Genomic DNA, 26,218 nt, shown 5'->3' with positions numbered 1-26,218 from the left:
GTAAAAAAATGAGTAGTTTATTCGATGGATTAGAAAAATTTGGGATGAAAAATGATGGGGCTATAGATTTATTTGAACAAAAAAAAGAGGAAGTAGAGACGAAAGAAGAAGTGTCAAAAGATGCATCTTTACAAGAAGAGGATTTTTTGTTACACAAAAAAGTGATGTGCCCTGTTTGTGATAAAGAAATCGTTATCAAAACTGTAAAAAATTCTAAAATCCGTCGTTTGGAGGCTGACAAAGATTTACGTCCTCGTTTTGAAGTGGTCGATGTGCTGAAATATGATGTAGTCGCATGTCCCCACTGTGGTTTTGCAATTTTAGGAATGTATTTAAAAGATATTACATCAATACAGATCCGGCTGATACGTGAAAATATTTCGAGTAAGTTTAAAGCCAGTGCCCGTGTAAAGGAAGAAATGGAAGATTATACTTATGAGAAAGCTATGGAAAGGTATAAATTAGCTTTACTTAATGCTGTAGTAAGGAAAGCTAGAGATAGCGAAAAAGCATATATTTGTTTAAAGGCTGCGTGGACAATACGTGGACAAATGGAAGAAATGCAAAAAAATCCTCAAGAATGGGAAAAGAATAAAGAACGTCTTCAAAAAGAAGAAGAGGAGTTCATGAAAAATGCTTATGAAGGCTTTTTAATAGCAATAAGTAAAGAACAATTTCCGATGTGTGGGATGCAACAAGATACTGTTGATTATATTTTATCGGTTTTGGCAATGCGTTTTGAAAAGTATGATACTGCATCAAAGCTTATTTCAGGAATTCTATCATCAAAAACAACTTCCAGAAGAATGAAAGATAAAACTTTAGACATAAAAACCGAACTTCTCGAAAAAATCAGAAGCTCAAAATCTTAAAGGATGTTTAGTAATGAATGAATTAACGATTAATTTACAAAACGAATCTAAGAAAAAATTATATGAACAGATTTATGAGTATGTTAAGAGAGAGATTCAGTTAGGTAAAATAAAATATAATGACAAATTACCTTCAACCCGAGTTTTAGCGAAACACCTTCAAGTAAGCAGAAGTACTGTAGATTTGGCATATGAGCAGTTAGTTTCAGAAGGATATATTGAAGCTGTTGCCTGTAAAGGATATTTTGTTTGTCAATTAGAAGGTATTTACCAGTTTAAAGAATCAATAATAAGAAATGAAAAAAACTCCCCAAAGGAAAAGTCAAAATATGATTATGATTTTTCCTTAAAAGGAATTGATTTAGAAAATTTTCCGGATAACATCTGGAGAAAATTAATGCGAAATATTTTATTAGAAGATAAAAAGGAATTATTTCAATTAGGTTCTCCTAAAGGAGAATCTTCTTTGCGTTCAAGTATATGTGATTATTTATATCAGGCACGTGGAGTACAATGTTATAAAGAACAAATTATTGTAGGCGCTGGAAATGATTATCTATTAACAGTTTTAAGTCAGTTATTGGGAAAGAACAGGACAATTGCAATAGAAGATCCAACCTATAAAAAGGCATACCTGACTTTTCGAAATTTAGATTATAAAGTTTTAACAATACCTTTGGATAAAAATGGGATTCAGGTTGATTTTTTGGAAAAGACCCAAGCCGATACAGCATATGTAATGCCGTCTCATCAGTTCCCTTTAGGTATTGTCATGCCTATTAGCAGGCGTTTAGAGTTATTGAATTGGGCTTCTAAGAGCGAAGGAAGATATGTTATAGAAGATGACCATGATAGTGAATTTCGTTATGTAGGAAAGCCTATTCCTGCGTTACAAGGTTATGACCATGAACAAAGAGTGATTTATTTGGGAACTTTTTCTAACTCTATAGCCCCGGCGATTCGTGTTAGTTACATGGTACTGCCCGAAAAATTATTGAAAGTATATGAAGATAGGGAACATTTATATACTTCAACTGTTTCACGTATTGACCAAACAATGATTTTTGAATTTATTAATCAGGGTTACTTTCAACGGCATTTAAATCGAATGAGAGCGGTCTACAAATCGAAACATGATATTATTGTGAATGAATTTAAAAAAATGAAAGATATTTGTATCATAGAGGGCGAGAATGCGGGCCTTCATCTTTTAGTAAGATTTATTAATGGTATGTCAGAAGAAATGATAGTGAATAAATTTAGAGAAGCAAGGATTAAAGTATATCCTTTATCTCAGTATTATATTGAACAAATGAGAAATGATTCCGCTACAATTTTGCTTGGATTTGGTTCTTTATCCGAGGATGAGGTGAAAAATGCTGTTAAATTTATAGGAGATATATTTTCTACTAAAACTATATGAAAAGTATTGTTATTATATATAAAATATACCGTTTGTAACAAAATCATACCGTTCACATCATTTTTCTTGTCAAGTAAACATTTTCTTGGTATTACTTTATAGGAAGGGAAGTGTAAGTATGATTTTTTTTATGTGCAGAGGAGTAGTAGAAATTTTGTGCCATCTATTGCAATCGTTTTTATTTATGAGAATCATATTACAGTGCAGGCTAAGAGAGAAAAGAAAGTATTTTGGTATTATTCTGGCACTAATAATTATTATTTTAATGATTGGAATGCAGACAGAGAATCGAATCCTATATTTAACACTGCTCTTAACAATTAATTTTTTAATCGTAGCATTTTGCTTTCAGGGAAATAATTTAAAAAATGGAATGATTTATCTGAGTTCAGAATTTGCTTGGTTTTTAGTAGATTTATTTTTTTCAGCGCTTTTAATTTTTTTGGAGAAAACAAAGGTAAATCTTGATTGGGAATGGAGCTTAGGAAGTATATGTACTGAGGCATTAAAAGTTTTTTTTATTCTATTTATTGGGTATCATTTAAAGATATCCAAGAAAGAAAAAGTTTGGCCGAGATTCGTAAAAAAGTTACCGATTTATTATTATTTTATTTTTGTCAGCTTCCTTTTCTTTACATATGTAGCAGTTCTTACTGTGAAAATCAGTTATGGATTAAAAGACAATCCTACTCTTAGCCAACTATTGCTTGTTTCTGTGGGAGTATTATGTCTTTTGTTCGTAATAAATGGAGGTGCAATGCTTATGCTTAATTCTTCCAGTAACTTCTTCCAAGCACAAAATCAATTAAAAGATGAGTATATTTATGCGCAAAATCAATTTTATAGTGAAATTTATAAAGGAGATTTGGAGATTCAAAAGTTTCGTCATGATACATATAATCAGATCAACAGTATGAAAGTCTTATTAAGGGATAAGAAGTATAATGAGTTAGAAGAATATATGTTATCTTTTTATAATCGTGTTCAGAAGGCTATGAAACAAAAAATTGAGAGTAATAATGAAATGGTAGATGCGATCCTTAATCATTTGATTCTGGAAGGAAAAGAAGAAGGGGTTCCTATTTATCTTTTGGGGAGCTTTCCAGAAGAGATTTCGGTAAATTCATATGATTTGTGTGCTATTCTATCAAATGCAGTTTCCAATGCTATAAAGTTGTGTAAGGAGATTCCGGAGAGTAATAAACGACATATTGAAATAAGTGTAAAGAATTTTCGTAATACACTTTCTATTTCAGTCGCAAATACAGTAGGAAAAATAATTGATAGTGCCTTCTTTGAAAACAAAGTCTGGAAAGAAGATATTAGTAATTTTGGAATAGGGATTCGTACGATAATAGAAGCCGTGGAGCGTAATGGTGGTGAAATTGAATTTAAAAGTCATGAGAACAGAATTGCAATAGAAATTTTATTTTACGATGTAATTATGGAATAAAGATGGTACAAGTTCTAAGCTGCAAGTAATCCACTCTGGTAAATAAGAAGTTTATAATCAAGAAGAAAGGCGGCGATCTCTATAGATGAATATTCATCTATAGAACATCGCTTCTTTTTGTGTCTTTTAAAACAGAAAAGGAGCATCGCTCTACAACTAAAAATAGTTATTTTGCGACACTCACTTTGTTATTCTTCCAATCCAGTTGCTCCATCTGACTCTTGTGTATCTGCTTCAGATACATTGTTTTCTGGAGCAGAAGTGTCAGTGTTTTCCTTTTTCGGTGCTTCTAAGGTAATGGGGACATATTCTCTGGATTTAATGTTTTCCATTTCTAAATCTTCATCCTCGAAATCATCATCAAAATCATCAAAATCATCATCCCAGGAATCTTTTTCAGTATATTTCTTATAAAGAGCAATGCCAACTGCAACTGCAGCGCTGACCATTGCTGCAAATGCTAAGAATTTTAAAAACTTTTTTGCCATAAAATGACTCCTTTCTATAGCTCGTTGTAAATATTGTAATACTTTTTCTGGAAAAAGAAAAGAGGTCAGGTGTAAAAAATTATATAATTTTTTTAGTTGATTTGCCTAACATTTTTCAGGTTCAGGATAGTCTGCACCCAATGTATCAACTGTAACCTTTTTCATTACTTGAGGGGTATCAGGTCTGTCGTTATAGTCTGTATCAGTTTCAGCTATTTTATTCACGATCTCCATTCCTTCCGTGATTTTGCCAAAAGCAGCGTAGGCGCCATTTAAATGAGGTGAATTCTTATGCATAATAAAAAACTGAGAACCTGCAGAATCAGGATTCATTGCTCTGGCCATTGATAAAACACCAGGTTCATGATTCAATTGATTCGAAAAACCATTTTGAGTGAATTCGCCCTTAATACTGTAGCCGGGACCACCCATTCCGTTTCCGTCAGGGCATCCCCCTTGAATCATAAATCCTTTAATAACTCTGTGAAAAATCAAACCATCGTAATAACCTTTTTTAATAAGTGATATGAAATTATTCACTGTATTTGGAGCGATATCCGGGTAAAGTTCTGCTTTCAGAATATCTCCATTTTCCATTTCAATCGTAACGATTGGATTTTGTGCCATAATAAACTCTTCCTTTCTAGTCTGATTGTTGTATAAGCATTGTATCCTAAAACAAGAAGAGAGTCAATCGCCTATAGACAAAGCGAGAAGCCTTGTGATATAATATGCCACAGTAAAGTAGGAAGTTACATGGAGGAAAACATGGGAAACATAGATCAAAGTAAAATTCGGAATTTTTGTATTATTGCGCATATTGACCATGGAAAATCTACATTGGCAGATCGTATTATAGAAAAAACAGGATTGCTTACAAATAGAGAAATGCAAGAACAAATATTAGATAATATGGATCTTGAAAGAGAACGTGGAATCACCATTAAAGCGCAGGCAGTCCGTATTGTATACAAAGCACAGGATGGAAATGAATATATTTTTAATTTAATAGATACTCCCGGACACGTTGATTTTAATTATGAAGTATCACGCAGCCTTGCAGCATGCGATGGTGCTCTTTTAGTTGTGGATGCTGCTCAAGGTATTGAAGCTCAGACATTGGCGAATGTATACTTGGCATTAGATCATGATTTAGACGTTATGCCGGTTATTAATAAGATAGATTTGCCAAGCGCTGATCCGGACAGAGTCGTTGAAGAAATTGAAGATGTTATTGGTATTGAGGCACAGGATGCGCCAAGGATTTCCGCAAAGACCGGGCTTAACGTTGAAGAAGTATTAGAACAGATCGTGAAAAAAATCCCGGCACCTAAAGGAGATAAGGAAGCTCCTTTAAGAGCTCTTATTTTTGATTCTTTATATGATTCTTATAGGGGAGTCATAGTATTTTGCAGGATCGTGGAGGGGAAAGTGAAACCTGGAACTTCTATCAAAATGATGGCTTCAGGAGCGGTGTCTGAGGTAGTGGAAGTTGGATACTTTGGTGCTGGCAGATTCATTCCATGTGATGAATTAAGTGCCGGAATGGTAGGCTATATTACTGCCAGTCTAAAAAATGTGAAAGATACAACAGTAGGAGATACGATTACTGAAGCTAAGAATCCTTGTGCAGAGCCGTTGCCGGGTTATAAAAAAGTAAATCCTATGGTTTATTGTGGTATGTATCCGGTCGATGGTGCAAAGTATCCTGATTTGAGAGATGCATTAGAAAAACTACAGCTAAATGATGCATCGTTACAATTTGAACCTGAGACTTCCGTTGCATTAGGTTTTGGGTTTCGGTGCGGTTTTTTAGGACTGCTTCATTTAGAGATCATCCAGGAACGTTTAGAACGAGAATATAATTTAGATTTAGTTACTACAGCGCCAAGTGTTATTTATAAAGTACACAAAACAGATGGAGAAGTCATTGAATTGACGAATCCTTCTAATATGCCGGAACCTACTGCAATCGCATATATGGAAGAACCGATAGTGAGTGCAGAGATCATGGTAACAACAGAGTTTATTGGTGCTATTATGGACTTGTGTCAGGAACGTCGTGGAACATATATTAGTATGGAATATATGGAGGAGACGAGAGCTTTATTGAAGTATGACTTACCTTTAAATGAAATAATATATGATTTCTTTGATGCGCTCAAATCACGTTCCCGCGGTTATGCATCCTTTGATTATGAGATGAAAGGGTATGAGCGTTCAGAATTAGTGAAATTAGATATATTAATTAATAAAGAAGAAGTAGATGCACTTTCTTTTATTGTTCACAGCGAAACTTCTTATGAACGTGGAAGAAAAATGTGTGAGAAATTGAAAGATGAAATACCAAGGCATTTATTTGAAGTGCCTATTCAGGCTGCAGTTGGAAGCAAAGTAATAGCAAGAGAAACTGTGAAAGCGATGCGTAAAGATGTATTAGCAAAATGTTACGGTGGAGATATTTCACGTAAACGTAAACTACTCGAGAAGCAAAAAGAAGGGAAAAAGCGTATGCGGCAAATTGGTAATGTAGAGATACCGCAGAAGGCGTTTATGAGTGTGTTGAAACTAGATGATAAATAAAGAATTAGAACTTTATCTTCATATTCCGTTTTGCAAAAGCAAATGTAAGTATTGTGACTTTTTATCTGCACCGGCACAAGAAGACGTCAAAATATTTTATGTAGAAACATTGTTGAAAGAGATCAGGCAAAAATCATATATTTATAAAGATTATAAAGTGACTTCAATTTTCTTTGGTGGTGGGACTCCTTCTATTTTGGAACGAAATGAAATAAAAAAAATAATGAAAGTTATGTATCAAGAATTTACAATTGAAAAAGATGCAGAAATTACAATAGAAGCAAATCCGGGGACACTTACTTATGAAAAATTGAACGAATATGTAATGTCAGGAATTAACCGATTAAGTTTGGGACTCCAATCTACTTATAACGAAGAACTTGTACTTCTGGGTAGAATTCATACGTTTGAAGAGTTTGAAGAGAACTATGATTTAGCAAGAGCATGTGGGTTTCGAAATATAAATATTGATTTAATGAGTGCATTGCCAAGACAGACGCTGGAAACATGGAAGCATACATTAAAACGGATCATAAATTTGAATCCAGAGCATATTTCTGCGTATAGTTTAATAATAGAAGAAGGGACTCCTTTTTTTATACAATATCAAGAAGATTGTAAGCGAAGAGAAAAAGGAGAAAAACCCATAATCTTACCAAGTGAAGAGACAGAAAGAAATATGTATTATTTAACAAAGAAATTATTGAGCCAAGCAGGTTTTCAGCGCTATGAAATTTCAAATTATTCGAAGCCGGGAAAAGAGTGCCGCCATAATATCGGTTACTGGACAGATAAATTTTATCTGGGATTGGGACTGGGGGCTGCTTCTTATATAGAGGGAACACGCTTTTCTAATACTTCTATATTGTCAAATTATTTAGAAACAGATTTTAAAGCATATGATGTGGTTGAATTGACATCAAAGGAATCGATGGAAGAATTTATGTTTTTGGGACTTAGAATGATTTGTGGAGTTTCAATGAATAAATTTTATAATAAGTTTCACAGATCTATGGAGGAGATATACGGAGATGTGATTCAAGAATTGCAAAAAGATGGACTCATTCAATTGCTTTTAAAACAAGGGGAGAAAATAATAAAATTAACCGAAATAGGACTGGATGTAAGTAATTATGTATTATCCAGATTTATAATTGAATAGGGAGATATAATAATGATGAAAAAAGTAGTAGTTGCTTTTTGTATTTTATTAAATTTTTTTTTGATAATTGCATCAATAATAAAATATTGCTTGGATAAAAATATAAGTGTGTCTTTGCCAATTTCTACGGAAGGCGGACCGACTAGTATATTTATTGCAGGGCATATTGGAAATGATAATTGGTTATACTTTATAACGGTCGTATTATTAATTATGTCATTAACGGCTTTTTTGGTGGGCCTAAGAAAAAAATAAACTAAGCGTTAATATTAAATTTTCTGAACGGTAGTATTTGGTAAAGTATCTTTTGATATTTTAAAATACTACCGTTGTTTTAATATTTATCTTAAATATGTTTCTTTGCAAAATAAAATTCTTCAAATAAATATTTAATAAAAGTATCAAAATATAAATTAAGTATAAATTTAAAAAATTCTATTGACAAAGAATATTGGGAGTGATATTTTAGATACATAGATATTAGCACTCTAATAGAGTGAGTGCTAACAACTATTAATCTCACATTCAAAAGAATGAAGGAGTGAGTAGCCATGCAGTCATTAGACGATAGAAAAATGAAAATATTGAAAGCGATTATTCAAACATATTTAGAAACAGGAGAACCGGTAGGTTCGAGAACTATTTCTAAATATACAGATTTAAATTTGAGCTCAGCTACCATTCGAAATGAGATGTCAGATTTAGAAGACTTAGGGTATATTGTTCAGCCACATACTTCTGCAGGGAGAATTCCTTCTGATCAGGGATACCGTTTGTATGTAGATGATCTGATGAAGGAAAAAGAAAAAGAAGTCACAGAAATGAAAGAATTGATGATTGAAAAGGCAGATAAGATGGAGAGGGTGTTGAAACAAGTAGCAAAAGTTTTAGCAAATAATACGAATTATACTACTTTGGTCTCATCTCCACGTGGTAATCAAGGTAAGATAAAGTTCACTCAGCTTTCTCCGGTTGATTCCAGACAGGTTCTTGCAGTTATTGTATTAGAAGGAAACATAGTAAGAAATCGGATCATACAGATTAAGAATGAGTTGGATACAGAAACGATTTTAAAATTAAATATCTTACTTAATACAAATTTGAATGGTTTGACATTAGAACAGATTAATTTAGGTCTAATTGCTAATATAAAAGAACAGGCAGGTATTCATTGTAATGTAATCAATGAAGTGTTAGATGCGGTTGTTGAGGCGGTACAGGAAGATTCTGAATTAGAAATATATACAAGTGGTGCTACAAATATTTTTAAATATCCGGAATTGAGTGACTCTGCAAAGGCGAGTGAATTGATATCAGCGTTTGAAGAAAAACAGCAGTTAATTGATTTGGTCTCTGATACCTTTTCTGAAGAAGAAAATACAGGTATTCAAGTATATATAGGTAGTGAAACACCAGTGCAGACGATGAAAGATTGTAGTGTAGTTACCGCTACTTATGAACTGGGAGAAGGAATGAAAGGTACGATAGGAATCATAGGCCCCAAACGTATGGATTATGAAAATGTAATGAATAATTTAAAAACATTAAAGAATCAATTAGATGAAATATTTAAGAAAGAATAAGTTGGAAGGAAAGAAAGGTGAAGCAAGTGGAAGAACAAAAAAGGGAAACCCTTGAGGATGTAATCAATGAAGTTGTAGCTGATGAATTAAAGAATGATCAAGAGGGAGATACAGAAGAAACAGTAGATCTGAAAGAAGATAATGTTCAAGATGCTTCTCAGGAAGAAACAATTGATGAAGAACCTTCGGAAGAAAATGCGTCAGAAGAAGTTGTAGAAGAGAAAAAAAGTATTTTTAAAAAGAAAGAAAAGAAAAATAAAAAAGATGAGCAAATAGAAGAATTAACGGATCGTCTTAAGCGTCAAATGGCTGAGTTTGATAATTTTAGAAAACGTACTGAAAAAGAAAAAGCTCAAATGTATGAAATTGGTGCCAGAAATGTGGTAGAGAAAATATTACCAATAGTCGACAATTTTGAAAGAGGCTTATCAGCAGTTCCGGAAGAAGAAAAAGAAAATTCTTTTTTCGAAGGAATTGATATGATATATAAACAATTGATAACAACATTAGAGGAACTTGATGTAAAACCGATTGAATCTGTTGGTGTTGAATTTAACCCCAATTATCATAATGCAGTTATGCACATAGAAGATGAAGAGGTTGGAGAAAATATTGTAGTTGAAGAATTTCAAAAAGGATACACATATAGGGATAATGTAGTTAGACATAGCATGGTTAAAGTTGCAAATTAGATGAAACTGAAACAAAGATTATAAATTTTAGAAATTAGGAGGAAATAAAAATGGGAAAAATTATTGGAATCGATTTAGGAACAACAAATAGTTGTGTAGCAGTAATGGAAGGTGGAAAACCTGTAGTTATTGCAAATACAGAAGGTGCCAGAACTACACCATCAGTGGTAGCCTTTACAAAAACAGGTGAAAGATTAGTAGGTGAGCCTGCGAAACGTCAGGCAGTAACCAATGCGGAGAAGACAATATCATCTATTAAAAGAGATATGGGAACAGACAGAAAGAAAACAATTGATGACAAAAAATATTCTCCACAAGAAATCTCAGCTATGATTCTTCAAAAATTAAAATCAGATGCCGAAGGATATTTGGGAGAGAAAGTAACAGAAGCAGTTATTACAGTACCGGCTTACTTTAATGATGCACAAAGACAGGCAACAAAAGACGCAGGTAAGATTGCTGGTTTAGATGTAAAACGTATTATTAATGAACCAACAGCAGCAGCTTTAGCTTATGGTCTTGATAATGAAAAAGAACAAAAAATCATGGTATATGATTTAGGTGGTGGTACTTTTGATGTATCCATTATTGAAATTGGTGAAGGAGTTATTGAAGTATTAGCTACTTCAGGAGACAATAGACTTGGTGGAGATGATTTCGACCAAAAAATTACAGACTATATGTTAGCAGAATTTAAGAAACAAGAAGGTGTTGATTTATCAACCGATAAAATGGCACTTCAAAGATTAAAAGAAGCAGCAGAAAAAGCGAAAAAAGAATTATCCTCAGCTACTACAACAAATATTAACTTACCATTTATTACAGCAACATCAGAAGGACCAAAGCACTTTGACATGAACCTGACAAGAGCAAAATTTGATGAGTTGACACATGATTTGGTTGAAAGAACAGCAGCTCCTGTTCAAAATGCATTGAAAGATGCAGGAATTAGTGCAAGTGAATTAGGTCAGGTATTGTTGGTTGGAGGTTCTACCCGTATTCCAGCAGTACAAGATAAAGTAAAACAGTTAACAGGAAAAGAGCCAAGTAAATCATTAAATCCTGATGAATGTGTAGCTTTAGGTGCTTCTATTCAAGGTGGTAAATTAGCCGGGGATGCTGGAGCTGGTGAAATTTTATTACTTGATGTTACACCATTGTCATTATCTATTGAAACTATGGGTGGAGTTGCAACAAGATTAATTGAAAGAAATACAACAATTCCTACAAAGAAAAGTCAAATCTTTTCAACTGCAGCAGATAATCAGACAGCCGTTGATATTAATGTTGTTCAAGGGGAAAGACAATTTGCGAAAGATAATAAATCACTGGGACAGTTTAGACTTGATGGAATCCCACCAGCAAGACGCGGTGTTCCACAAATTGAAGTAACTTTTGATATTGATGCTAATGGTATCGTAAATGTTTCTGCTAAGGATTTAGGAACAGGGAAAGAACAACATATTACAATTACAGCTGGTTCCAATATGTCAGATGATGATATTGATAAAGCAGTGAAAGAAGCAGCAGAATTTGAATCACAGGATAAAAAACGTAAAGATATGATTGATACACGAAACGATGCAGATTCTTTTGTATTCCAAACAGAAAAAGCATTAGAAGAAGTTGGCGATAAGATCGATGCCAATGACAAAACAGCAGTAGAAGCTGATTTAGCAGCATTGAAAGATATTGTCAGCAAAACAGAAAATATCGAAGAAATGACAGATGCACAATTAGATGAAATGAAGGCAGCAAAAGAAAAGCTAATGGAAAGTGCTCAAAAATTATTTGCAAAAGTATATGAACAAACACAAGCTGCACAAGGTGCTGAACCAGATATGAATGCAAGTCAGGGTGAAACAGTTAATAATGATGATGTTGTAGATGCAGATTATAAAGAAGTGTAAAGAAATATAGATAAGAATTAAGTGTAATAGTGCTAATACTTAAGAGGGGGATTCTAAAACGAATCTCTCTCTATGAGTATTTTATGATACAGTATAATTTGAGAATAATGCCTCTGCTTGTATAGAGGAACTTTATTCGGGCAGAAGCAATGAAATAGAGTAACTGTAACTAAATCAGTAAGCAAGAATGGAAGGATAGTTATGGCAGAAAAAAGAGATTATTACGAAGTCCTGGGCGTCGACAGAGGTGCGGATGACGCAACGATAAAGAAAGCATATAGGCAATTGGCCAAAAAGTATCATCCGGATATGAACCCGGGAAATCAAGAAGCGGAAATAAAATTTAAAGAAGCTTCAGAAGCTTATGCTGTACTAAGTGATCCTGAAAAGAAAAGTCAATATGATCAATTTGGTCATGCTGCTTTTGAAGGTGGTGGTCCTGGTGCAGGTGGATTTGATTTTAGTGGAATGGATATGGGAGACATATTTGGAGATATTTTCGGAGATTTATTTGGTGGGGGTTCAAGAAGAAGAGCAAATAATGGTCCGATGAAAGGTGCTAATTTAAGAACCGGAATCAGAATTACTTTTGAAGAAGCGGTATTCGGCTGCCAAAAAGAAATTGAATTGACCTTAAAAGATGAATGTGCTACTTGTCATGGGACTGGAGCCAAACCCGGAACTACACCGGAGACATGTTCAAAGTGTGGTGGTAAGGGAAAGGTCATGTATACGCAGCAGTCTATTTTTGGTATGGTTCAAAATGTTCAGACTTGTCCTGAATGTAATGGTACAGGAAAAATTATAAGGGATAAATGTTCTGCTTGTTATGGAACCGGGTATATAGCGAATAAGAAAAAAATACAAGTTACAATTCCGGCAGGTATTGAAAATGGCCAGAGTGTTCGTATCAGGGATAAAGGTGAACCGGGTGTTAATGGTGGTCCAAGAGGAGATTTATTGGTTGAAGTGATCGTTTCCAGACATCCTATTTTCCAACGTCAGGATATGAATATTTTTTCGACTGCGCCAATTTCATTTGCGCAAGCAGCTTTAGGTGGAGAAGTAAAGATCAAAACAGTAGATGGAGAAGTTTTGTATGAAGTAAAACCAGGTACTCAGACAGATACTAAAATCCGCCTGAAAGGAAAGGGTGTTCCTTCACTAAGAAATAAAAATATCCGAGGTGACCACTATGTAACTTTAGTTGTTCAAGTTCCAACAAGGCTGAATGAGACTGCTAAAGAAGCATTAAGGCAGTTTGATGCAGAAACTGGTTCAAGTTTGACCCAAGAAGGTGAAGCAACAAAAGGAAAAACAAAGAAAAAAGGTTTTATGGATAAAATAAAAGAATCCTTTGAAGAAATTTAAAAAAATTTGGTCCAAGAAATATTGATTTTAATCCCTAGATATAGTATAATTTTTGGAAAAGGTACCATATATTGTCGAAATGTTATAATATGGTAGCAGTTTATTGGTTTTCTATGGGAGGGAGAAATAGTATGGGCCATTCAAATTATGCAATAGATGAACAACAGACGAAAATAAAACAATGGTTTTTTAAAGAAACTGTTAGAATTGAGCATGAGAAGCAACTGCTAGAAGATGAAAAAGTTAAGGTTGATAGAGAGAAAAGAGAACTGAATAATTTTAAGAGAGAATATGAAAGACAGAAAGCCTTAAATGAATCGCAATTAGAAAGAGAAAAACGTTTATTTGAAACGAAATGGAAAATATTAGAAAATGAACTTCGAGAAGTTGCGAATGAAAAGCAGAAATTAGAAAGAGAGAAAGCATTTTATAAAGAGGTGATTGCTTTTGAGCAAAAATCAGATATTGATGCTGGAATATTCTTTAAAGGTGTAAATAGTAGTATATCATTGAAAAAGCGTTATAAGGAATTAATGAAAATTTTTCATCCGGATAATGTAAATGGTGACACAGATACAATTCAATTAATTAACAGAGAATATGATTCTTTAAGACAAGCGTATGGTGTATAGACAATGAAGAGAAAGTTTTAAGAAATTTATTATTAATTAAAATTAAGGATGTGATTCGTAAGAATTGCATCCTTTTCATGTATTATACGATAAGAGCTATGGTGTTAAAAATCCTATAAAAGAAGAAAAATTTCTTGTAACCCTCATATTTTTATGATATGGTATTTAAGTCAATTAGAGTAAATAAAGAAGAAAAGGTGTTAAAATGAAGTGGGATAAATATACAATTAAAACGACGACTCAAGCCGAAGATTCTGTTTGTGGAATGTTAATGGAGTTAGGAATTAACAGTATTGAAATCGAAGATAATGTGCCTATTTCACAGGAAGATAAAGAGAAAATGTATATTGATATTCTGCCGGAGCTTCCTCCAGACGAAGGAGTTGGATATGTGAGCTTTTATTTAGAAGAAGGACAAGATTCAGCTTTGTTATTGAATCATATTTCTAATGGAATTGAAAGACTTAAAGAGTTTATAGAAATCGGAGAAGGAAGTATTCAATTAAGTCAGACGGAAGATTCTGATTGGATTAATAATTGGAAAGAATTTTTCAAACCTTTTGAGATAGATAATATAATAATTAAACCTACATGGGAAAATATAGAAAACCCTGAAAATAAATTACTGATAGAAATTGATCCTGGTACAGCATTTGGTACCGGAAAACATGAGACTACCCAGTTGTGTATTGAACAATTAAGAAAGTATATGAATGAACAAACCAGATTATTAGATGTGGGATGCGGAAGTGGAATTTTATCAATAATAAGTTTGAAATTAGGAGCTGATTTTGCAGTTGGAATAGATATCGATGAGAATGCTGTGTTAGCTTCTCAGGAAAATATGAAAGTGAATGATATTGAGAGTTCAAAATATTCAATACTATGCGGAGACTTGATAAAAGATGAAAATTTGCAGAAGAAAATAGGATTTGAAGAATTTGATGTCGTTGTCGCAAACATTCTAGCCGATATTATTATTCCTTTGACCCCTATAGTTCCGCGATATTTAAAGAAAAATGGGATTTATATTACCTCTGGTATTATTAAGTCGAAAGAAAACGATGTTGTGAATGCAATACAACAAGCTGGCTTAGAAGTGATAGAAGTTTTAAAACAAGGTGATTGGGTATCCATAGCTGCCCAAAAAAAGTAGTGATATAAAGGAAGAAAGCGTATGTATCATTTTTTTGTTGATAAGAATCAGTTAGAGAAAGAGAACATAATAATTCAAGGAATAGATGTGAATCATATAAAAAATGTACTCCGTATGAAACCAGGTATGTTGATTCGAATTAGTCTGCGTGAAGATACAAGCAGAGACTATATTTGCGAGTTGGAGCAACTACAAGAAGATTATATACGGACAAGGATTATAGAGATAGATGAAGATGGAACAGAACTGCCGTCTAAAATTTATTTGTTCCAGGGACTGCCTAAAGGGGACAAGATGGAATTGATTATTCAAAAAACTGTAGAATTAGGTGTATTTGAGATCATTCCAGTTGCTACAAAACGTTCTGTTATGAAATTAGATCATAAGAAAGAAGAAAATAAATTAAAACGTTGGCAGATGATTGCCGAGAGCGCTGCAAAACAATCTAAAAGGAGAAGAATCCCTTCAATTAAAAAAGTAATGACAATGAAAGAAGCAATAGAATATGCAGAGGATTTTGATGTAAAATTGATACCTTATGAGAATACAAAAGGAATGGACGAGACTAAGAGAATTTTAAATCAATTAAAACCAGAAACTAAAATTGGCATCTTCATTGGTCCGGAAGGCGGTTTTGAAGATACTGAAGTTGAATTAGCGGTTGCTCAAGATTTTATGCCAATTTCATTAGGAAAACGAATTTTACGAACGGAAACAGCTGGATTAGCTCTTATTGCAGCTATGATGTTTGAATTGGAACATTAGATTTAAGATTGTGAGGAAAGTAATGGAAGTATATTTTGATAATTCGGCAACAACAAGATGTTATGAAAGTGTAGCTAAGTTAGTTGTTCAATTAATGACTCAGGATTATGGGAATCCTTCATCAATGCATACAAAGGGCTTTGAAGCTGAAAAATATATTAGAGAAGCAAGAGAAATAATAAGTAAAAATCTTAAAGTAAATGAAAAAGAGATTTTTTTCACATCTGGTGGAACGGAATCCAATAATCTTGCTATTATAGGCACAGCTATGGCAAATCAAAGAAGTGGAAAACATTTGATAACTACTTCTATTGAACACCCATCCGTGCTAAATGCAATGAAGTATCTTGAAGAGCAAGGTTTTGAGGTTACATATCTTCCGGTTGATGAAAAAGGAGTCTTAAAATTAGAAGATTTGAAAGATGCATTGAGAAAAGATACGATTCTTGTATCCATAATGCATGTAAATAATGAAATTGGGTCTTTGCAGCCGATTGAACAAGCTGCTAAAATTGTTAAGGAAAACAATTCTAAGACCTTGATTCATGTAGATGCGATTCAAAGTTTTGGTAAATTCAGAATATTACCTACCAAATTAAAAATAGATCTATTATCTATAAGTGGTCATAAAATTCACGGTCCAAAAGGGATTGGAGTACTTTATGTTCATGCAAAAGTGAAGATAAGACCGATAAATTTTGGAGGAGAACAACAAAAAGGGATACGTTCAGGTACGGAGAATGTACCCGGTATTGCAGGGTTAGGAGTTGCAATAAAAGAGGTTTATACTGATTTTGAAGAAAAGCAGAAAAAAATATATGAGATAAAACAAAGTTTTATAAAACAAATAAAAGAAATAGAAGGAATCGTAATAAATGGAGCTGAAGAAGCCGGTGCGCCACATATTGTGAGTGTAAGTTTTGAAGGCGTAAGAAGTGAAGTTTTATTACATGCATTGGAAGAGAAAAATATTTATGTTTCAGCAGGTTCGGCCTGTGCATCGAATAAACCGGCGATTAGTTCAACTTTAAAAGGAATAAATGTAAAAAAAGAATTATTAGATGCAACAATAAGGTTTAGTTTTTCATTTGATACAACTTTTGAGGAAATCGATTATTGTATACAGTCCTTAAAAGAAATACTTCCAAGACTTCGAAAATATACGAGACATTAAAACGATACTAGGTTCATTTTGACTTGTTAAGATTGAATATAAGAAAGAGGAAAGATAATGTTTAAAGCTTTTTTGATAAAATATGGTGAAATTGGAATTAAAGGAAAAAACAGACATTTATTTGAAAATGCACTTGTAAGACAAATAAAGTACGCACTAAAGTCTGTAGATGGAGAATTTGAAGTAACCAAAGAACAAGGTAGAATTTACATTGAAGTTTTAAGTGAATATGATTATGATGAAGTTATCGAAAGTCTTCAGAGAGTTTTTGGGATTGTCGGTATTTGCCCGGTAGTACATGTGGAAGATAAGGGGTTCGATGAGCTGGCCAAAGATGTAGTGGCATATTTGGATTTAGTTCATCCGGATAAAAAGAAAACGTTTAAAGTCAATACAAGACGTGCGAAAAAAAGTTACCCAATGTCTTCCATGGAAGTAAGTGCAGGGCTGGGTGGAAAAATCTTAGAAGCATTTGAAGAAATGAAGGTTGATGTGCATACTCCTGATATTTTGTTAAATATCGAAATACGAAATAAAATTTATATTTATTCCAAAACGATACCGGGTCCGGGCGGAATGCCGGTAGGGACGAACGGAAAAGCAATGCTTCTTCTTTCAGGAGGAATTGATAGTCCGGTTGCAGGGTATATGATTGCGAAACGAGGAGTGAAAATTGATGCAACCTATTTTCATGCGCCACCTTATACGAGTGAGAGAGCAAAGCAGAAAGTAATTGATTTGGCAAAAAAAGTTGCTCGTTTTACAGGCCCTATTTATTTAAATGTCGTTAATTTTACAGATATTCAGTTGTACATTTATGAAAATTGTCCCCATGATGAGCTTACAATCATTATGCGGCGTTATATGATGAAGATTGCAGAACATTTTGCCAAGGAAAGCGGATCGTTAGGTTTAGTTACCGGGGAGAGTATTGGACAAGTAGCCAGTCAGACAATGCAAAGTTTAGCAGCTACGAATGAAGTATGTTCAATGCCTGTATATCGTCCTTTGATTGGATTTGATAAGCAGGAAATTATAGATGTCTCTAATAAAATTGATACCTTTGAAACATCGATTCTACCTTATGAAGATTGCTGTACCATATTTGTAGCAAAACATCCAGTGACAAAACCGAATATTAATGTTATAAAACGTTCCGAAAGGAAACTAGAACAAAATATAGAAGATATGTTAAGAATAGCGATTGAAAGCACAGAAAAAATAGTAGTAACAGCAGATTAGATAAAAGAAAAACGGGTTGTTGCAATGAAATGAGGCAATAACCCGTTTTAAGATAAAATCAATTGTTTTCAATTAAATATGGTTTTAAGCTTTCAAGAACTGCATCGAGTTCTTTGTCTGCGTGTATATTTAAGTCAATTGGCTTGGATAAATCCAAACTAAAGATTCCCATAATAGATTTTGCATCAATTACGTATCTTCCTGAAACAAGGTCAAAATCATAATCAAATTTTGTAATACAATTAACAAATGATTTGACTTTATCAATAGAATTTAAAGAAATTTGTACTGTTTTCATTTGGAAAACCTCCCTTATTTTGATGATAGAGGAAAAACATTCCTGCTAATATAATTGTGACAATATAATCTTAACTAGAAAAAAAGTAAAAGTCAATGGGGAAATTAGAACATAATACCATTCTTGATAAATATATGAATGAAAAGTGAAGAAGTGAAAATAAATTAGGATAAAGGAGGCCTGGTCCACAATATGAAAAAAGCAGCATTACACAATTTAGGATGTAAAGTTAATGCATATGAAACAGATGCTATGCAAAAATTATTAAAAGAAGGTGGATATGAGATTGTCCCATTTTCAGAGGTAGCAGATGTTTATATTATAAATACATGTTCTGTCACTAACATGGCAGACAGGAAATCCAGACAGATGATTCATAAGGCAAAGAAAAAGAACCCTGAAGGTATCGTAATTGCAACCGGGTGTTATGTCCAGACCTCTTTGGAAGATGCAAAAAAAGATTTGGCTATTGATATAATAATTGGGAATAATAAAAAATGTGAACTAATTTCTATAATTGAAGCTTATGAGAAGTCAAAAGAAGAACAGATAGAGTATATCGATATTAACTCAACAAATGAATATGAAGGGCTAAGTATTTCAAGCACTGCAGAGCATACAAGAGCTTATATCAAAGTTCAGGACGGGTGCAATCAGTTCTGCTCCTATTGTATCATACCATATGCCCGTGGCAGAGTAAGAAGCAGAAATTCTGAAGAAGTTTTAGAAGAAGTCAGAAAGCTTGTGGAGAATGGATATAAAGAAGTAGTCTTAACGGGGATTCATTTGAGTTCTTATGGAATAGATTTAGAAGAAGAAAATCTTTTAAAATTGATTATAAAAGTGAATGAAATAGAAGGTATAGAACGCATTCGTTTAGGTTCTTTAGAACCAAGGATCATAACAGAAGAGTTTGTAGAAAGTATTTCTAGCTTAGAGAAGATTTGTCCACATTTTCATTTGTCTTTACAGAGCGGATGTGATGAAACGCTAAAGAGAATGAATCGTCATTATACAACCGATGAATATTTGGAAGGCTGTAATATACTAAGAAAATATTTTGAGAATCCTGGAATTACTACAGACGTAATTGTTGGCTTTCCTGGAGAAACAGAAGAAGAATTCAACAGTACAAAAGAATTTCTTGAAAAGGTTCATTTTTCAGAAATGCATATTTTTAAATATTCCAAAAGAAAAGGTACGAAGGCAGCAGAAATGGTTAATCATATTGCTGAAGATATAAAAACCAGGAGAAGTAATGAACTAATACGGCTAGAAAAGAAATTAAACAAAGAATATATGGAATCATATATTGGAAAAGAAACCGAGATTCTAATAGAAGAAGAACTGAATCTTAATGGTATCGTTTATCAGACGGGTCATACCAAGGAGTATATTAAAGCAGCTGTAGAAGATTTTGAAAACGAAATGGACTCAAATCAGATTATTAAAGGGAAAATTAAGAAAATTTTAACAGATAAAATGATACTTCTTACAAAAATACATTGAATTTTATTTGTCTTTATATTAGAATGAATGTATTGAGATAGTTAAGGGCGTGATGATATGCAAGATTTAAATAATACACAATATTTTAAAGTACAAACGGATACAGAACTAAAAGTAAAGGAAGTACTGGATGTTGTATATAAAGCAATGAAAGAAAAAGGTTATGATCCTGTAAGTCAAATTGTTGGATATATAATGTCGGGTGATCCTACTTACATTACCAGTCATAATAATGCTCGGAGTTTAATTATGAAGGCAGAACGAGATGAATTGGTGGAAGAATTGTTGAAAGAATATATTAAGAACAATTTTTTGGATTAATGGAGGAAATATGAGAATAATGGGGCTTGATTATGGTTCGAAGACAGTTGGTGTTGCAATCAGTGACTCTCTTTTGTTGACCGCCCAAAGTGTTGAGACTGTCTGGCGAAAATCAGAGAATAAGCTAAGGCAGACATTAGCACGAATTGAACAATTAATTAATGAATATGAAGTAAGTAAAATTGTATTAGGTTTTCCTAAAAATATGAATAATACGATTGGGGAAAGAGCGGAAAAGGCATTGGAATTCAAAGGCATGCTTGAGAAAAGAACTGGTCTTGAGGTTGTACTGTGGGATGAACGGTTGACCACAGTTGAGGCTGATAGAGTTTTAATAGAAGGAAATATTCATTTTGAAAATAGGAAGCAGTATGTAGATCAGATTGCTGCTGTTTTTATTTTGCAGGGTTTTTTAGATTCTATATCGAATGAAGAGAAATAAACTTATATTTGGATATTGATATAGGTTATGAAATAAGGAGAATATATGGATAAAATAAAATTTACATTTACTGATTCAGGAGATGTAGTTGATTTTTTTGTACTAGAACAAACAAGGATTAATGGAATTGATTATATATTAGTAACAGATCAAGAGGATGGCGATGCAGAAGCTTTTATTTTAAAAGATCTATCAGGTATGGAAGATCAAGAGGCAATCTATGAGATTGTTGAAGATGAAAAAGAATTAGAAGCAGTCGCTGCTATATTTAATGAAATTTTAGAAGATATTTCTTTTGAAAGTATATAAGGTGATTGTATGTCAGTGGATCAAGATAAATTTAAACAAATTTTAAGAGAAAAAGGTTTAAAGGTGACGACACAGAGAATTTCAATTTTAAAAGTGTTGTCTGATTGTGATGACAAACATTTGACCGCGGAGGAGATCTATGAGCTAGTTAAAATAGATTATCCTGAAATAGGTTTAGCAACAGTTTATAGAACAATTCAGTTACTATTAGAATTGAAACTAATTGACAGCGTTCAGTTGGGAGATGGATACGTACGTTATGAATTTGGGCATAATGATGAAGGTGGTAAAAAACATCACCATCATCATTTAGTGTGTCTTTCTTGTGGAAAAGTAGTATCTTTCGAAGACGATTTGCTTGAGAAACTCGAAGAGAAAATTGAAGAGAAAACGTCATTTCGAGTAGTAGATCATGATGTGAAATTCTATGGTTACTGTAAAGATTGTTTGTAAAATATGTGCGGAAAATACATAAGCAACAAGGAATTTAGACTTGTTGACAAAATTTAAGGAGGTATATTTTGAAAAAAGCAAACAACTCAAAATTGAAAATCATTCCATTAGGAGGACTTGAACAAATTGGAATGAACATTACTGCCTTTGAATATGAAGACAGTATTATTGTGGTGGACTGCGGTCTGTCATTTCCGGAAGACGATATGTTAGGTATTGATTTGGTGATTCCGGATATTACGTATTTGAAAGAAAATAGAGATAAAGTAAAAGGCTTTATTATTACACATGGGCATGAGGATCATATTGGTGCCCTGCCTTATGTTTTAAAAGAATTACCGGCACCGATCTACGCAACTAAATTAACAATAGGAATTATTGATCATAAATTGAAAGAACATAATATCTTAAAGCAGATTAAAAGAAAAGTAGTGAAACATGGACAATCTATTAATTTAGGGTGTTTTAGAATTGAATTCATAAAAACAAATCATAGTATTGCAGATGCTTCTGCTTTGGCAATTTATTCACCGGTAGGTATCGTAGTTCATACAGGAGATTTTAAGGTGGATTATACACCTGTATTTGGAGATGCAATTGATTTACAACGTTTTGGAGAGATTGGGAAAAAAGGAGTATTGGCATTAATGTGTGATAGTACCAATGCTGAGAGACCAGGATTCACTATGTCAGAAAAAACGGTAGGGAAAGCTTTTGATAATATATTTGCAGAACATAAAAATACCAGGATTATTATTGCGACATTTGCTTCTAATGTGGATCGTGTACAGCAAATTATAAATTCTGCGTATCGCTTCGACAGGAAGGTAGTAGTCGAGGGAAGAAGTATGGTAAATATTATCAATATTGCTACTGAATTAGGATATATCCAAATCCCGGATAAAACATTAATTGATATTGAGCAGCTAAAAAATTATCCGGATGAAAAAACAGTTTTAATAACAACGGGAAGTCAGGGCGAGTCCATGGCTGCATTATCTAGAATGGCCTTGGATATACACAAAAAGGTGTCAATTAAGCCGGGAGACACCGTTATATTTAGTTCAAATCCTATTCCGGGAAATGAAAAAGCAGTTTCCAAGGTGATTAACGAATTATCTATGAAGGGAGCAGAGGTAATATTTCAAGATGCTCATGTTTCAGGGCATGCCTGCCGAGAAGAAATTAAATTGATATATTCTTTGGTGCGACCGAAATACTCTATTCCAATTCATGGTGAATATAAGCATAGAATCGCTCAAAAAAGGGTGGTCGAAGATCTTGGAATTGAGAAAGAAAATGTTTTCATTTTAGCATCCGGAGATGTATTTGAATTAGATGAGAATCAGGCGAAAGTTACAGGTAAAGTCAAAAATGGAGCAATTTTAGTAGATGGTTTAGGTGTTGGAGATGTTGGAAATATTGTATTACGTGACCGTCAACATTTAGCAGAAGATGGAATCATGATTGTTGTTCTTACATTAGAAAGAGGAAGCAATCAGGTATTAGCAGGGCCGGATATTGTATCTAGAGGTTTTGTATATGTAAGAGAAGCGGAAGGATTAATGGAAGAAGCAAAAAATGTATTAGAATCTTCTTTAGACAGATGTTTAGAACAAGGGGTATCCGATTGGGGAAGGATCAAGGGTACTGTTAAAGATTCTTTGAGTGAATTCATATGGAAAAAGACCAAAAGACGTCCTATGATTTTGCCGATAATAATGGAAGTGTAGGCGGTAAGTATGAATCAAATTCGTCAAATTTTAGATAATTTGGTTAAAGAAATACAAAAAACGGAAGAATATATTCATTTTATTGAGGCAAAGAAGGAAATAGAAAATTATCCGGATAAAGTTATGATTGCAAATGATTTCCGGGCAAAAAATTTTCGATTGCAAACTAGTGATTTAGAGCTATTTGATGAGATGGATGATTTAGAGCAAGAATTTGCTAGCTGTCTTCAAGATAGAATTATCGGAGATTACTTAAAGGCAGAATTAGAATTATGTAATATAATTAGGGAAATAAACTGTACAATTATAGAACCGTTAGAAATTGACTTAGAATTTGTAGAATAAAAACTGGTCTAAGGGGAGAGGAGGTTTTTTGTGAATACGAAAAGAACGTTTTATCATACAGCACGAGTATTGATTAAAATATTATTAGCTATATTTGTTGTTTTTTTGGTATATAAATACTGTGCTGATTCTTATCTGTTTGGGTATCGAGTATTCAATGAGGAACCTGTTGCAAATCCACCTGGTAAGGAAATCCAGGTGGAAATAAAACCAGGAATGTCTTTAAAAGATATTACAGCGAAATTGGAAAAGGAAAATGTAATTAGGGACTCTGCTTTATTTATGTTTCAGGTACGACTGCACAGGTATGAAAATAAATTAAAATCCGGGACTTATACATTAACAAACTCTATGACGAATAAAGAAATTATGAAGATTTTGACTGGAATAGTGGAAGAAACTCTGGATGAGGAGATTAAAAGGTGATTGTAGAACAGCGGTTTATAACTTATATGAATTCATTAGATCAAGGAAATACTGAGTTATTAAATCAGATCGAGAACGAGGCACTGGATACATATGTGCCTATAATTAGAAAAGAAACACAAAGCCTTCTGAAAGTTTTGCTTGCGTTGAAGCAGCCAATGAATATTTTGGAAGTCGGAACAGCAATTGGTTTCTCGACTATTTTAATGAGTGAATATAGTCCGGTCGGATGTAAGGTGACTACAATTGAAAAATATGAAAAGAGAATTCCAGTCGCAAAAGAGAATTTTAAAAGGGCGGAAAAAGAAAATGATATTATCCTTTTAGAAGGTGATGCAATAGAGATTTTACAAAATTTGAATGGATCATTTGATTTTATTTTTATGGATGCGGCAAAAGGACAGTATTTAAATTTCTTTCCAGACATTATGCGTCTATTGGCTCCTTCCGGTGTTTTAGTCTCTGATAATGTAATGCAGGATGGAGATGTCATTCAGTCTCGTTATGCCGTTACACGAAGAAATCGTACGATTCATAGCAGAATGAGGGATTATTTATATGAATTAACTCATAATGAGCAACTCGTAACGACAATATTACCGATAGGAGACGGGGTTACAATTAGTACGAAAGTGAGAGAAGAATAATGAGAAAACCAGAATTATTAATTCCAGCCAGTAGTCTTGAGGTATTAAAGGTAGCAGTTATTTTTGGCGCTGATGCTGTTTATATTGGCGGTGAAGCTTTTGGTTTAAGAGCAAAGGCTAAAAATTTTTCAATGAAGGAAATCAAGGAAGGGATAGAATTTGCCCATAAATATCAAGTCAGAGTTTTTGTTACTGCGAATATTCTGGCACACAATGAAGATTTGGAAGAGGTCAGGGGTTATTTTAAGGAATTAAAGGTAGTGAAACCGGATGCATTAATTATATCTGATCCAGGCATATTTATGATTGCCAGAGAGATTTGTCCGGAAATTGAGATTCATATTAGTACACAAGCGAATAATACAAATTATGGAACATATCAGTTTTGGTATCAACAAGGTGCTAAAAGGGTAGTTTCGGCAAGAGAACTATCAATTGACGAAATTAAAAAAATACGTAATAATATTCCAAATGATTTGGAGATTGAGACTTTTGTACATGGAGCCATGTGTATATCATATTCGGGACGTTGTCTTCTGAGTAATTATTTTACGGGAAGAGATGCGAATAAGGGAGCCTGCACCCATCCCTGTCGTTGGAAGTATTCTATCGTGGAAGAAACAAGACCGGGAGAATATATGCCTGTTTATGAGAATGAACGAGGAACTTATATTTTTAATTCGAAGGATCTGTGTATGATTGAACATATTCCGGATTTAATAGATGCAGGAGTGGACAGTTTAAAAATAGAAGGAAGAATGAAAACTGCGTTATACGTTGCTACTGTAGCGAGAACCTATCGTAAAGCGATTGATGATTTTTTAGAAGATCCTATGCTTTATAAGCAACATATGCCTTGGTACTTGGATCAGATATCAAATTGTACTTATAGACAGTTTACAACCGGCTTTTTTTATGGAAAACCGGATGAAAATACACAGATTTATGATAATAATACTTATGTAAAAGAGTATACTTATTTGGGCATAATTGGAGATAGGGAGGAGTCTGGCAGATACCAGATCGAACAAAGAAATAAATTTTGTGTTGGTGAAGAAATTGAAGTGATGAAGCCAAATGGAGACAATATAATTACACAAGTAAAGTCAATATTTGATGAGGATGGAAATCAAATGGATTCTGCACCTCATCCAAAACAAGTACTATTTGTCGATTTGGGTATGGAGCTTGATAAATTTGATATTTTAAGACGAAAAGAAGAGTGAGAA

At 33.4% G+C, this 26,218-nt stretch carries 28 protein-coding genes; 25 read left to right on the top strand and 3 right to left on the bottom strand.

Annotated elements, in window-relative coordinates; all coding sequences use genetic code 11:
* Window positions 1-8: 8 nt before the first annotated feature.
* The 3 genes from DWV06_RS14370 to DWV06_RS14360 all read left to right on the top strand — a co-directional run bounded on the left by DWV06_RS14370 (window position 9) and on the right by DWV06_RS14360 (window position 3,748).
* Window positions 9-872 carry a DUF2225 domain-containing protein gene (locus DWV06_RS14370; protein WP_115482881.1) on the top strand — a complete coding sequence of 288 codons (864 nt, stop codon included), beginning with the start codon at window positions 9-11 and terminating at the stop codon, window positions 870-872.
* A 13-nt stretch (window positions 873-885) separates the two neighbouring features.
* Window positions 886-2,295: a MocR-like pyridoxine biosynthesis transcription factor PdxR gene (gene pdxR / locus DWV06_RS14365; RefSeq protein ID WP_115482880.1), complete on the top strand. Its 1,410-nt coding sequence runs from the start codon at window positions 886-888 to the stop codon at window positions 2,293-2,295.
* Between the two features lie 118 nt (window positions 2,296-2,413).
* Window positions 2,414-3,748, top strand: coding sequence for a sensor histidine kinase (locus tag DWV06_RS14360; protein ID WP_115482879.1), 1,335 nt, complete (start codon window positions 2,414-2,416; stop codon window positions 3,746-3,748).
* Window positions 3,749-3,936: 188 nt separating this feature from the next.
* Here the strand turns inward: DWV06_RS14360 and DWV06_RS14355 are convergent, their stop codons facing one another.
* Window positions 3,937-4,236 carry a hypothetical protein gene (locus tag DWV06_RS14355; RefSeq protein WP_115482878.1) on the bottom strand — a complete coding sequence of 100 codons (300 nt, stop codon included), beginning with the start codon at window positions 4,234-4,236 and terminating at the stop codon, window positions 3,937-3,939.
* 105 nt (window positions 4,237-4,341) lie between these two features.
* The gene (locus tag DWV06_RS14350) at window positions 4,342-4,863 is read right to left on the bottom strand and encodes a peptidylprolyl isomerase (RefSeq protein ID WP_115482877.1); all 522 of its coding nucleotides are present in this window, start codon (window positions 4,861-4,863) and stop codon (window positions 4,342-4,344) included.
* A gap of 141 nt (window positions 4,864-5,004) precedes the next feature.
* Between DWV06_RS14350 and lepA the strand changes: the two genes are divergently transcribed.
* The 12 genes from lepA to thiI all read left to right on the top strand — a co-directional run bounded on the left by lepA (window position 5,005) and on the right by thiI (window position 18,506).
* A complete protein-coding gene (gene lepA / locus DWV06_RS14345) occupies window positions 5,005-6,819 on the top strand; it encodes a translation elongation factor 4 (RefSeq protein ID WP_115482876.1) in 1,815 nt (604 codons plus the stop codon).
* The gene (gene hemW, locus DWV06_RS14340) at window positions 6,809-7,981 is read left to right on the top strand and encodes a radical SAM family heme chaperone HemW (RefSeq protein ID WP_235828974.1); all 1,173 of its coding nucleotides are present in this window, start codon (window positions 6,809-6,811) and stop codon (window positions 7,979-7,981) included. Before lepA ends, hemW begins: the two co-directional genes overlap by 11 nt.
* A 12-nt stretch (window positions 7,982-7,993) precedes the next feature.
* Window positions 7,994-8,236 carry a hypothetical protein gene (locus DWV06_RS14335; RefSeq protein WP_115482875.1) on the top strand — a complete coding sequence of 81 codons (243 nt, stop codon included), beginning with the start codon at window positions 7,994-7,996 and terminating at the stop codon, window positions 8,234-8,236.
* Window positions 8,237-8,532: 296 nt separating this feature from the next.
* Window positions 8,533-9,564, top strand: coding sequence for a heat-inducible transcriptional repressor HrcA (gene hrcA / locus DWV06_RS14330; RefSeq protein ID WP_115482874.1), 1,032 nt, complete (start codon window positions 8,533-8,535; stop codon window positions 9,562-9,564).
* Window positions 9,565-9,590: 26 nt separating this feature from the next.
* Window positions 9,591-10,256: a nucleotide exchange factor GrpE gene (gene grpE / locus DWV06_RS14325; protein ID WP_408608166.1), complete on the top strand. Its 666-nt coding sequence runs from the start codon at window positions 9,591-9,593 to the stop codon at window positions 10,254-10,256.
* Between the two features lie 50 nt (window positions 10,257-10,306).
* A complete protein-coding gene (dnaK, locus tag DWV06_RS14320; protein WP_115482873.1) occupies window positions 10,307-12,166 on the top strand; it encodes a molecular chaperone DnaK in 1,860 nt (619 codons plus the stop codon).
* 201 nt (window positions 12,167-12,367) lie between these two features.
* Complete coding sequence (gene dnaJ / locus DWV06_RS14315) at window positions 12,368-13,537, top strand: molecular chaperone DnaJ (protein WP_115482872.1); 1,170 nt, start codon at window positions 12,368-12,370, stop codon at window positions 13,535-13,537.
* A 131-nt stretch (window positions 13,538-13,668) separates the two neighbouring features.
* Complete coding sequence (locus tag DWV06_RS14310; protein ID WP_115482871.1) at window positions 13,669-14,169, top strand: molecular chaperone DnaJ; 501 nt, start codon at window positions 13,669-13,671, stop codon at window positions 14,167-14,169.
* Between the two features lie 205 nt (window positions 14,170-14,374).
* Window positions 14,375-15,325: a 50S ribosomal protein L11 methyltransferase gene (gene prmA, locus DWV06_RS14305; RefSeq protein ID WP_115482870.1), complete on the top strand. Its 951-nt coding sequence runs from the start codon at window positions 14,375-14,377 to the stop codon at window positions 15,323-15,325.
* 21 nt (window positions 15,326-15,346) lie between these two features.
* Entirely contained in the window at window positions 15,347-16,090 is a 744-nt protein-coding gene (locus DWV06_RS14300) for a 16S rRNA (uracil(1498)-N(3))-methyltransferase (RefSeq protein ID WP_115482869.1), read from the top strand.
* Window positions 16,091-16,112: 22 nt separating this feature from the next.
* Complete coding sequence (locus DWV06_RS14295) at window positions 16,113-17,264, top strand: cysteine desulfurase family protein (protein ID WP_115482868.1); 1,152 nt, start codon at window positions 16,113-16,115, stop codon at window positions 17,262-17,264.
* 54 nt (window positions 17,265-17,318) lie between these two features.
* Entirely contained in the window at window positions 17,319-18,506 is a 1,188-nt protein-coding gene (thiI, locus tag DWV06_RS14290; protein WP_115482867.1) for a tRNA uracil 4-sulfurtransferase ThiI, read from the top strand.
* Between the two features lie 58 nt (window positions 18,507-18,564).
* Here the strand turns inward: thiI and DWV06_RS14285 are convergent, their stop codons facing one another.
* Window positions 18,565-18,804: an HPr family phosphocarrier protein gene (locus DWV06_RS14285; RefSeq protein WP_115482866.1), complete on the bottom strand. Its 240-nt coding sequence runs from the start codon at window positions 18,802-18,804 to the stop codon at window positions 18,565-18,567.
* A gap of 192 nt (window positions 18,805-18,996) precedes the next feature.
* On the opposite strand from DWV06_RS14285, the gene mtaB reads away from it, so the two are divergent.
* From mtaB to DWV06_RS14235, 10 genes are all read left to right on the top strand, one after another.
* Window positions 18,997-20,313 (top strand): tRNA (N(6)-L-threonylcarbamoyladenosine(37)-C(2))-methylthiotransferase MtaB, encoded by a 1,317-nt coding sequence (gene mtaB, locus DWV06_RS14280; protein ID WP_115482865.1) that lies wholly within the window; start codon window positions 18,997-18,999, stop codon window positions 20,311-20,313.
* Window positions 20,314-20,370: 57 nt separating this feature from the next.
* Window positions 20,371-20,634: an IreB family regulatory phosphoprotein gene (locus tag DWV06_RS14275; RefSeq protein ID WP_115482864.1), complete on the top strand. Its 264-nt coding sequence runs from the start codon at window positions 20,371-20,373 to the stop codon at window positions 20,632-20,634.
* Between the two features lie 10 nt (window positions 20,635-20,644).
* Window positions 20,645-21,076, top strand: a complete 432-nt coding sequence (gene ruvX / locus DWV06_RS14270; protein ID WP_115482863.1) for a Holliday junction resolvase RuvX — start codon at window positions 20,645-20,647, stop codon at window positions 21,074-21,076.
* 45 nt (window positions 21,077-21,121) lie between these two features.
* Window positions 21,122-21,385, top strand: coding sequence for a DUF1292 domain-containing protein (locus DWV06_RS14265; RefSeq protein WP_115482862.1), 264 nt, complete (start codon window positions 21,122-21,124; stop codon window positions 21,383-21,385).
* A 9-nt stretch (window positions 21,386-21,394) separates the two neighbouring features.
* On the top strand, window positions 21,395-21,838 hold the full coding sequence (locus DWV06_RS14260; RefSeq protein ID WP_115482861.1) for a Fur family transcriptional regulator: 444 nt from the start codon (window positions 21,395-21,397) through the stop codon (window positions 21,836-21,838).
* 68 nt (window positions 21,839-21,906) lie between these two features.
* Entirely contained in the window at window positions 21,907-23,571 is a 1,665-nt protein-coding gene (locus tag DWV06_RS14255; RefSeq protein ID WP_115482860.1) for a ribonuclease J, read from the top strand.
* 9 nt (window positions 23,572-23,580) lie between these two features.
* Window positions 23,581-23,916, top strand: coding sequence for a YlbF family regulator (locus DWV06_RS14250; RefSeq protein WP_115482859.1), 336 nt, complete (start codon window positions 23,581-23,583; stop codon window positions 23,914-23,916).
* Window positions 23,917-23,946: 30 nt separating this feature from the next.
* Window positions 23,947-24,342 (top strand): endolytic transglycosylase MltG, encoded by a 396-nt coding sequence (locus DWV06_RS14245; RefSeq protein ID WP_115482858.1) that lies wholly within the window; start codon window positions 23,947-23,949, stop codon window positions 24,340-24,342.
* A complete protein-coding gene (locus DWV06_RS14240; RefSeq protein WP_115482857.1) occupies window positions 24,339-24,989 on the top strand; it encodes an O-methyltransferase in 651 nt (216 codons plus the stop codon). The genes DWV06_RS14245 and DWV06_RS14240 overlap by 4 nt, the downstream gene beginning before the upstream one ends.
* Window positions 24,989-26,215 carry a peptidase U32 family protein gene (locus tag DWV06_RS14235; protein ID WP_115482856.1) on the top strand — a complete coding sequence of 409 codons (1,227 nt, stop codon included), beginning with the start codon at window positions 24,989-24,991 and terminating at the stop codon, window positions 26,213-26,215. Before DWV06_RS14240 ends, DWV06_RS14235 begins: the two co-directional genes overlap by 1 nt.
* Window positions 26,216-26,218: the final 3 nt, after the last annotated feature.

The organism is Anaerosacchariphilus polymeriproducens, assembly GCF_003363435.1.
Lineage (GTDB): Bacteria > Bacillota > Clostridia > Lachnospirales > Lachnospiraceae > Anaerosacchariphilus > Anaerosacchariphilus polymeriproducens.
The sequence above is the reverse complement of the archived record's forward strand: the minus strand, read 5'-3'. Positions and strand labels throughout refer to the sequence as shown.

Bases quoted from the DNA above. Each gene is read 5' to 3' on its own strand.
- DWV06_RS14370 (WP_115482881.1), top strand. From the start codon at position 9: ATGAGTAGTTTATTCGATGGATTAGAAAAATTTGGGATGAAAAATGAT.
- pdxR (WP_115482880.1), top strand. From the start codon at position 886: ATGAATGAATTAACGATTAATTTACAAAACGAATCTAAGAAAAAATTA.
- DWV06_RS14360 (WP_115482879.1), top strand. From the start codon at position 2,414: ATGATTTTTTTTATGTGCAGAGGAGTAGTAGAAATTTTGTGCCATCTA.
- DWV06_RS14355 (WP_115482878.1), bottom strand. From the start codon at position 4,236: ATGGCAAAAAAGTTTTTAAAATTCTTAGCATTTGCAGCAATGGTCAGC.
- DWV06_RS14350 (WP_115482877.1), bottom strand. From the start codon at position 4,863: ATGGCACAAAATCCAATCGTTACGATTGAAATGGAAAATGGAGATATT.
- lepA (WP_115482876.1), top strand. From the start codon at position 5,005: ATGGGAAACATAGATCAAAGTAAAATTCGGAATTTTTGTATTATTGCG.
- hemW (WP_235828974.1), top strand. From the start codon at position 6,809: ATGATAAATAAAGAATTAGAACTTTATCTTCATATTCCGTTTTGCAAA.
- DWV06_RS14335 (WP_115482875.1), top strand. From the start codon at position 7,994: ATGATGAAAAAAGTAGTAGTTGCTTTTTGTATTTTATTAAATTTTTTT.
- hrcA (WP_115482874.1), top strand. From the start codon at position 8,533: ATGCAGTCATTAGACGATAGAAAAATGAAAATATTGAAAGCGATTATT.
- dnaK (WP_115482873.1), top strand. From the start codon at position 10,307: ATGGGAAAAATTATTGGAATCGATTTAGGAACAACAAATAGTTGTGTA.
- dnaJ (WP_115482872.1), top strand. From the start codon at position 12,368: ATGGCAGAAAAAAGAGATTATTACGAAGTCCTGGGCGTCGACAGAGGT.
- DWV06_RS14310 (WP_115482871.1), top strand. From the start codon at position 13,669: ATGGGCCATTCAAATTATGCAATAGATGAACAACAGACGAAAATAAAA.
- prmA (WP_115482870.1), top strand. From the start codon at position 14,375: ATGAAGTGGGATAAATATACAATTAAAACGACGACTCAAGCCGAAGAT.
- DWV06_RS14300 (WP_115482869.1), top strand. From the start codon at position 15,347: ATGTATCATTTTTTTGTTGATAAGAATCAGTTAGAGAAAGAGAACATA.
- DWV06_RS14295 (WP_115482868.1), top strand. From the start codon at position 16,113: ATGGAAGTATATTTTGATAATTCGGCAACAACAAGATGTTATGAAAGT.
- DWV06_RS14285 (WP_115482866.1), bottom strand. From the start codon at position 18,804: ATGAAAACAGTACAAATTTCTTTAAATTCTATTGATAAAGTCAAATCA.
- mtaB (WP_115482865.1), top strand. From the start codon at position 18,997: ATGAAAAAAGCAGCATTACACAATTTAGGATGTAAAGTTAATGCATAT.
- DWV06_RS14275 (WP_115482864.1), top strand. From the start codon at position 20,371: ATGCAAGATTTAAATAATACACAATATTTTAAAGTACAAACGGATACA.
- ruvX (WP_115482863.1), top strand. From the start codon at position 20,645: ATGAGAATAATGGGGCTTGATTATGGTTCGAAGACAGTTGGTGTTGCA.
- DWV06_RS14265 (WP_115482862.1), top strand. From the start codon at position 21,122: ATGGATAAAATAAAATTTACATTTACTGATTCAGGAGATGTAGTTGAT.
- DWV06_RS14260 (WP_115482861.1), top strand. From the start codon at position 21,395: ATGTCAGTGGATCAAGATAAATTTAAACAAATTTTAAGAGAAAAAGGT.
- DWV06_RS14250 (WP_115482859.1), top strand. From the start codon at position 23,581: ATGAATCAAATTCGTCAAATTTTAGATAATTTGGTTAAAGAAATACAA.
- DWV06_RS14235 (WP_115482856.1), top strand. From the start codon at position 24,989: ATGAGAAAACCAGAATTATTAATTCCAGCCAGTAGTCTTGAGGTATTA.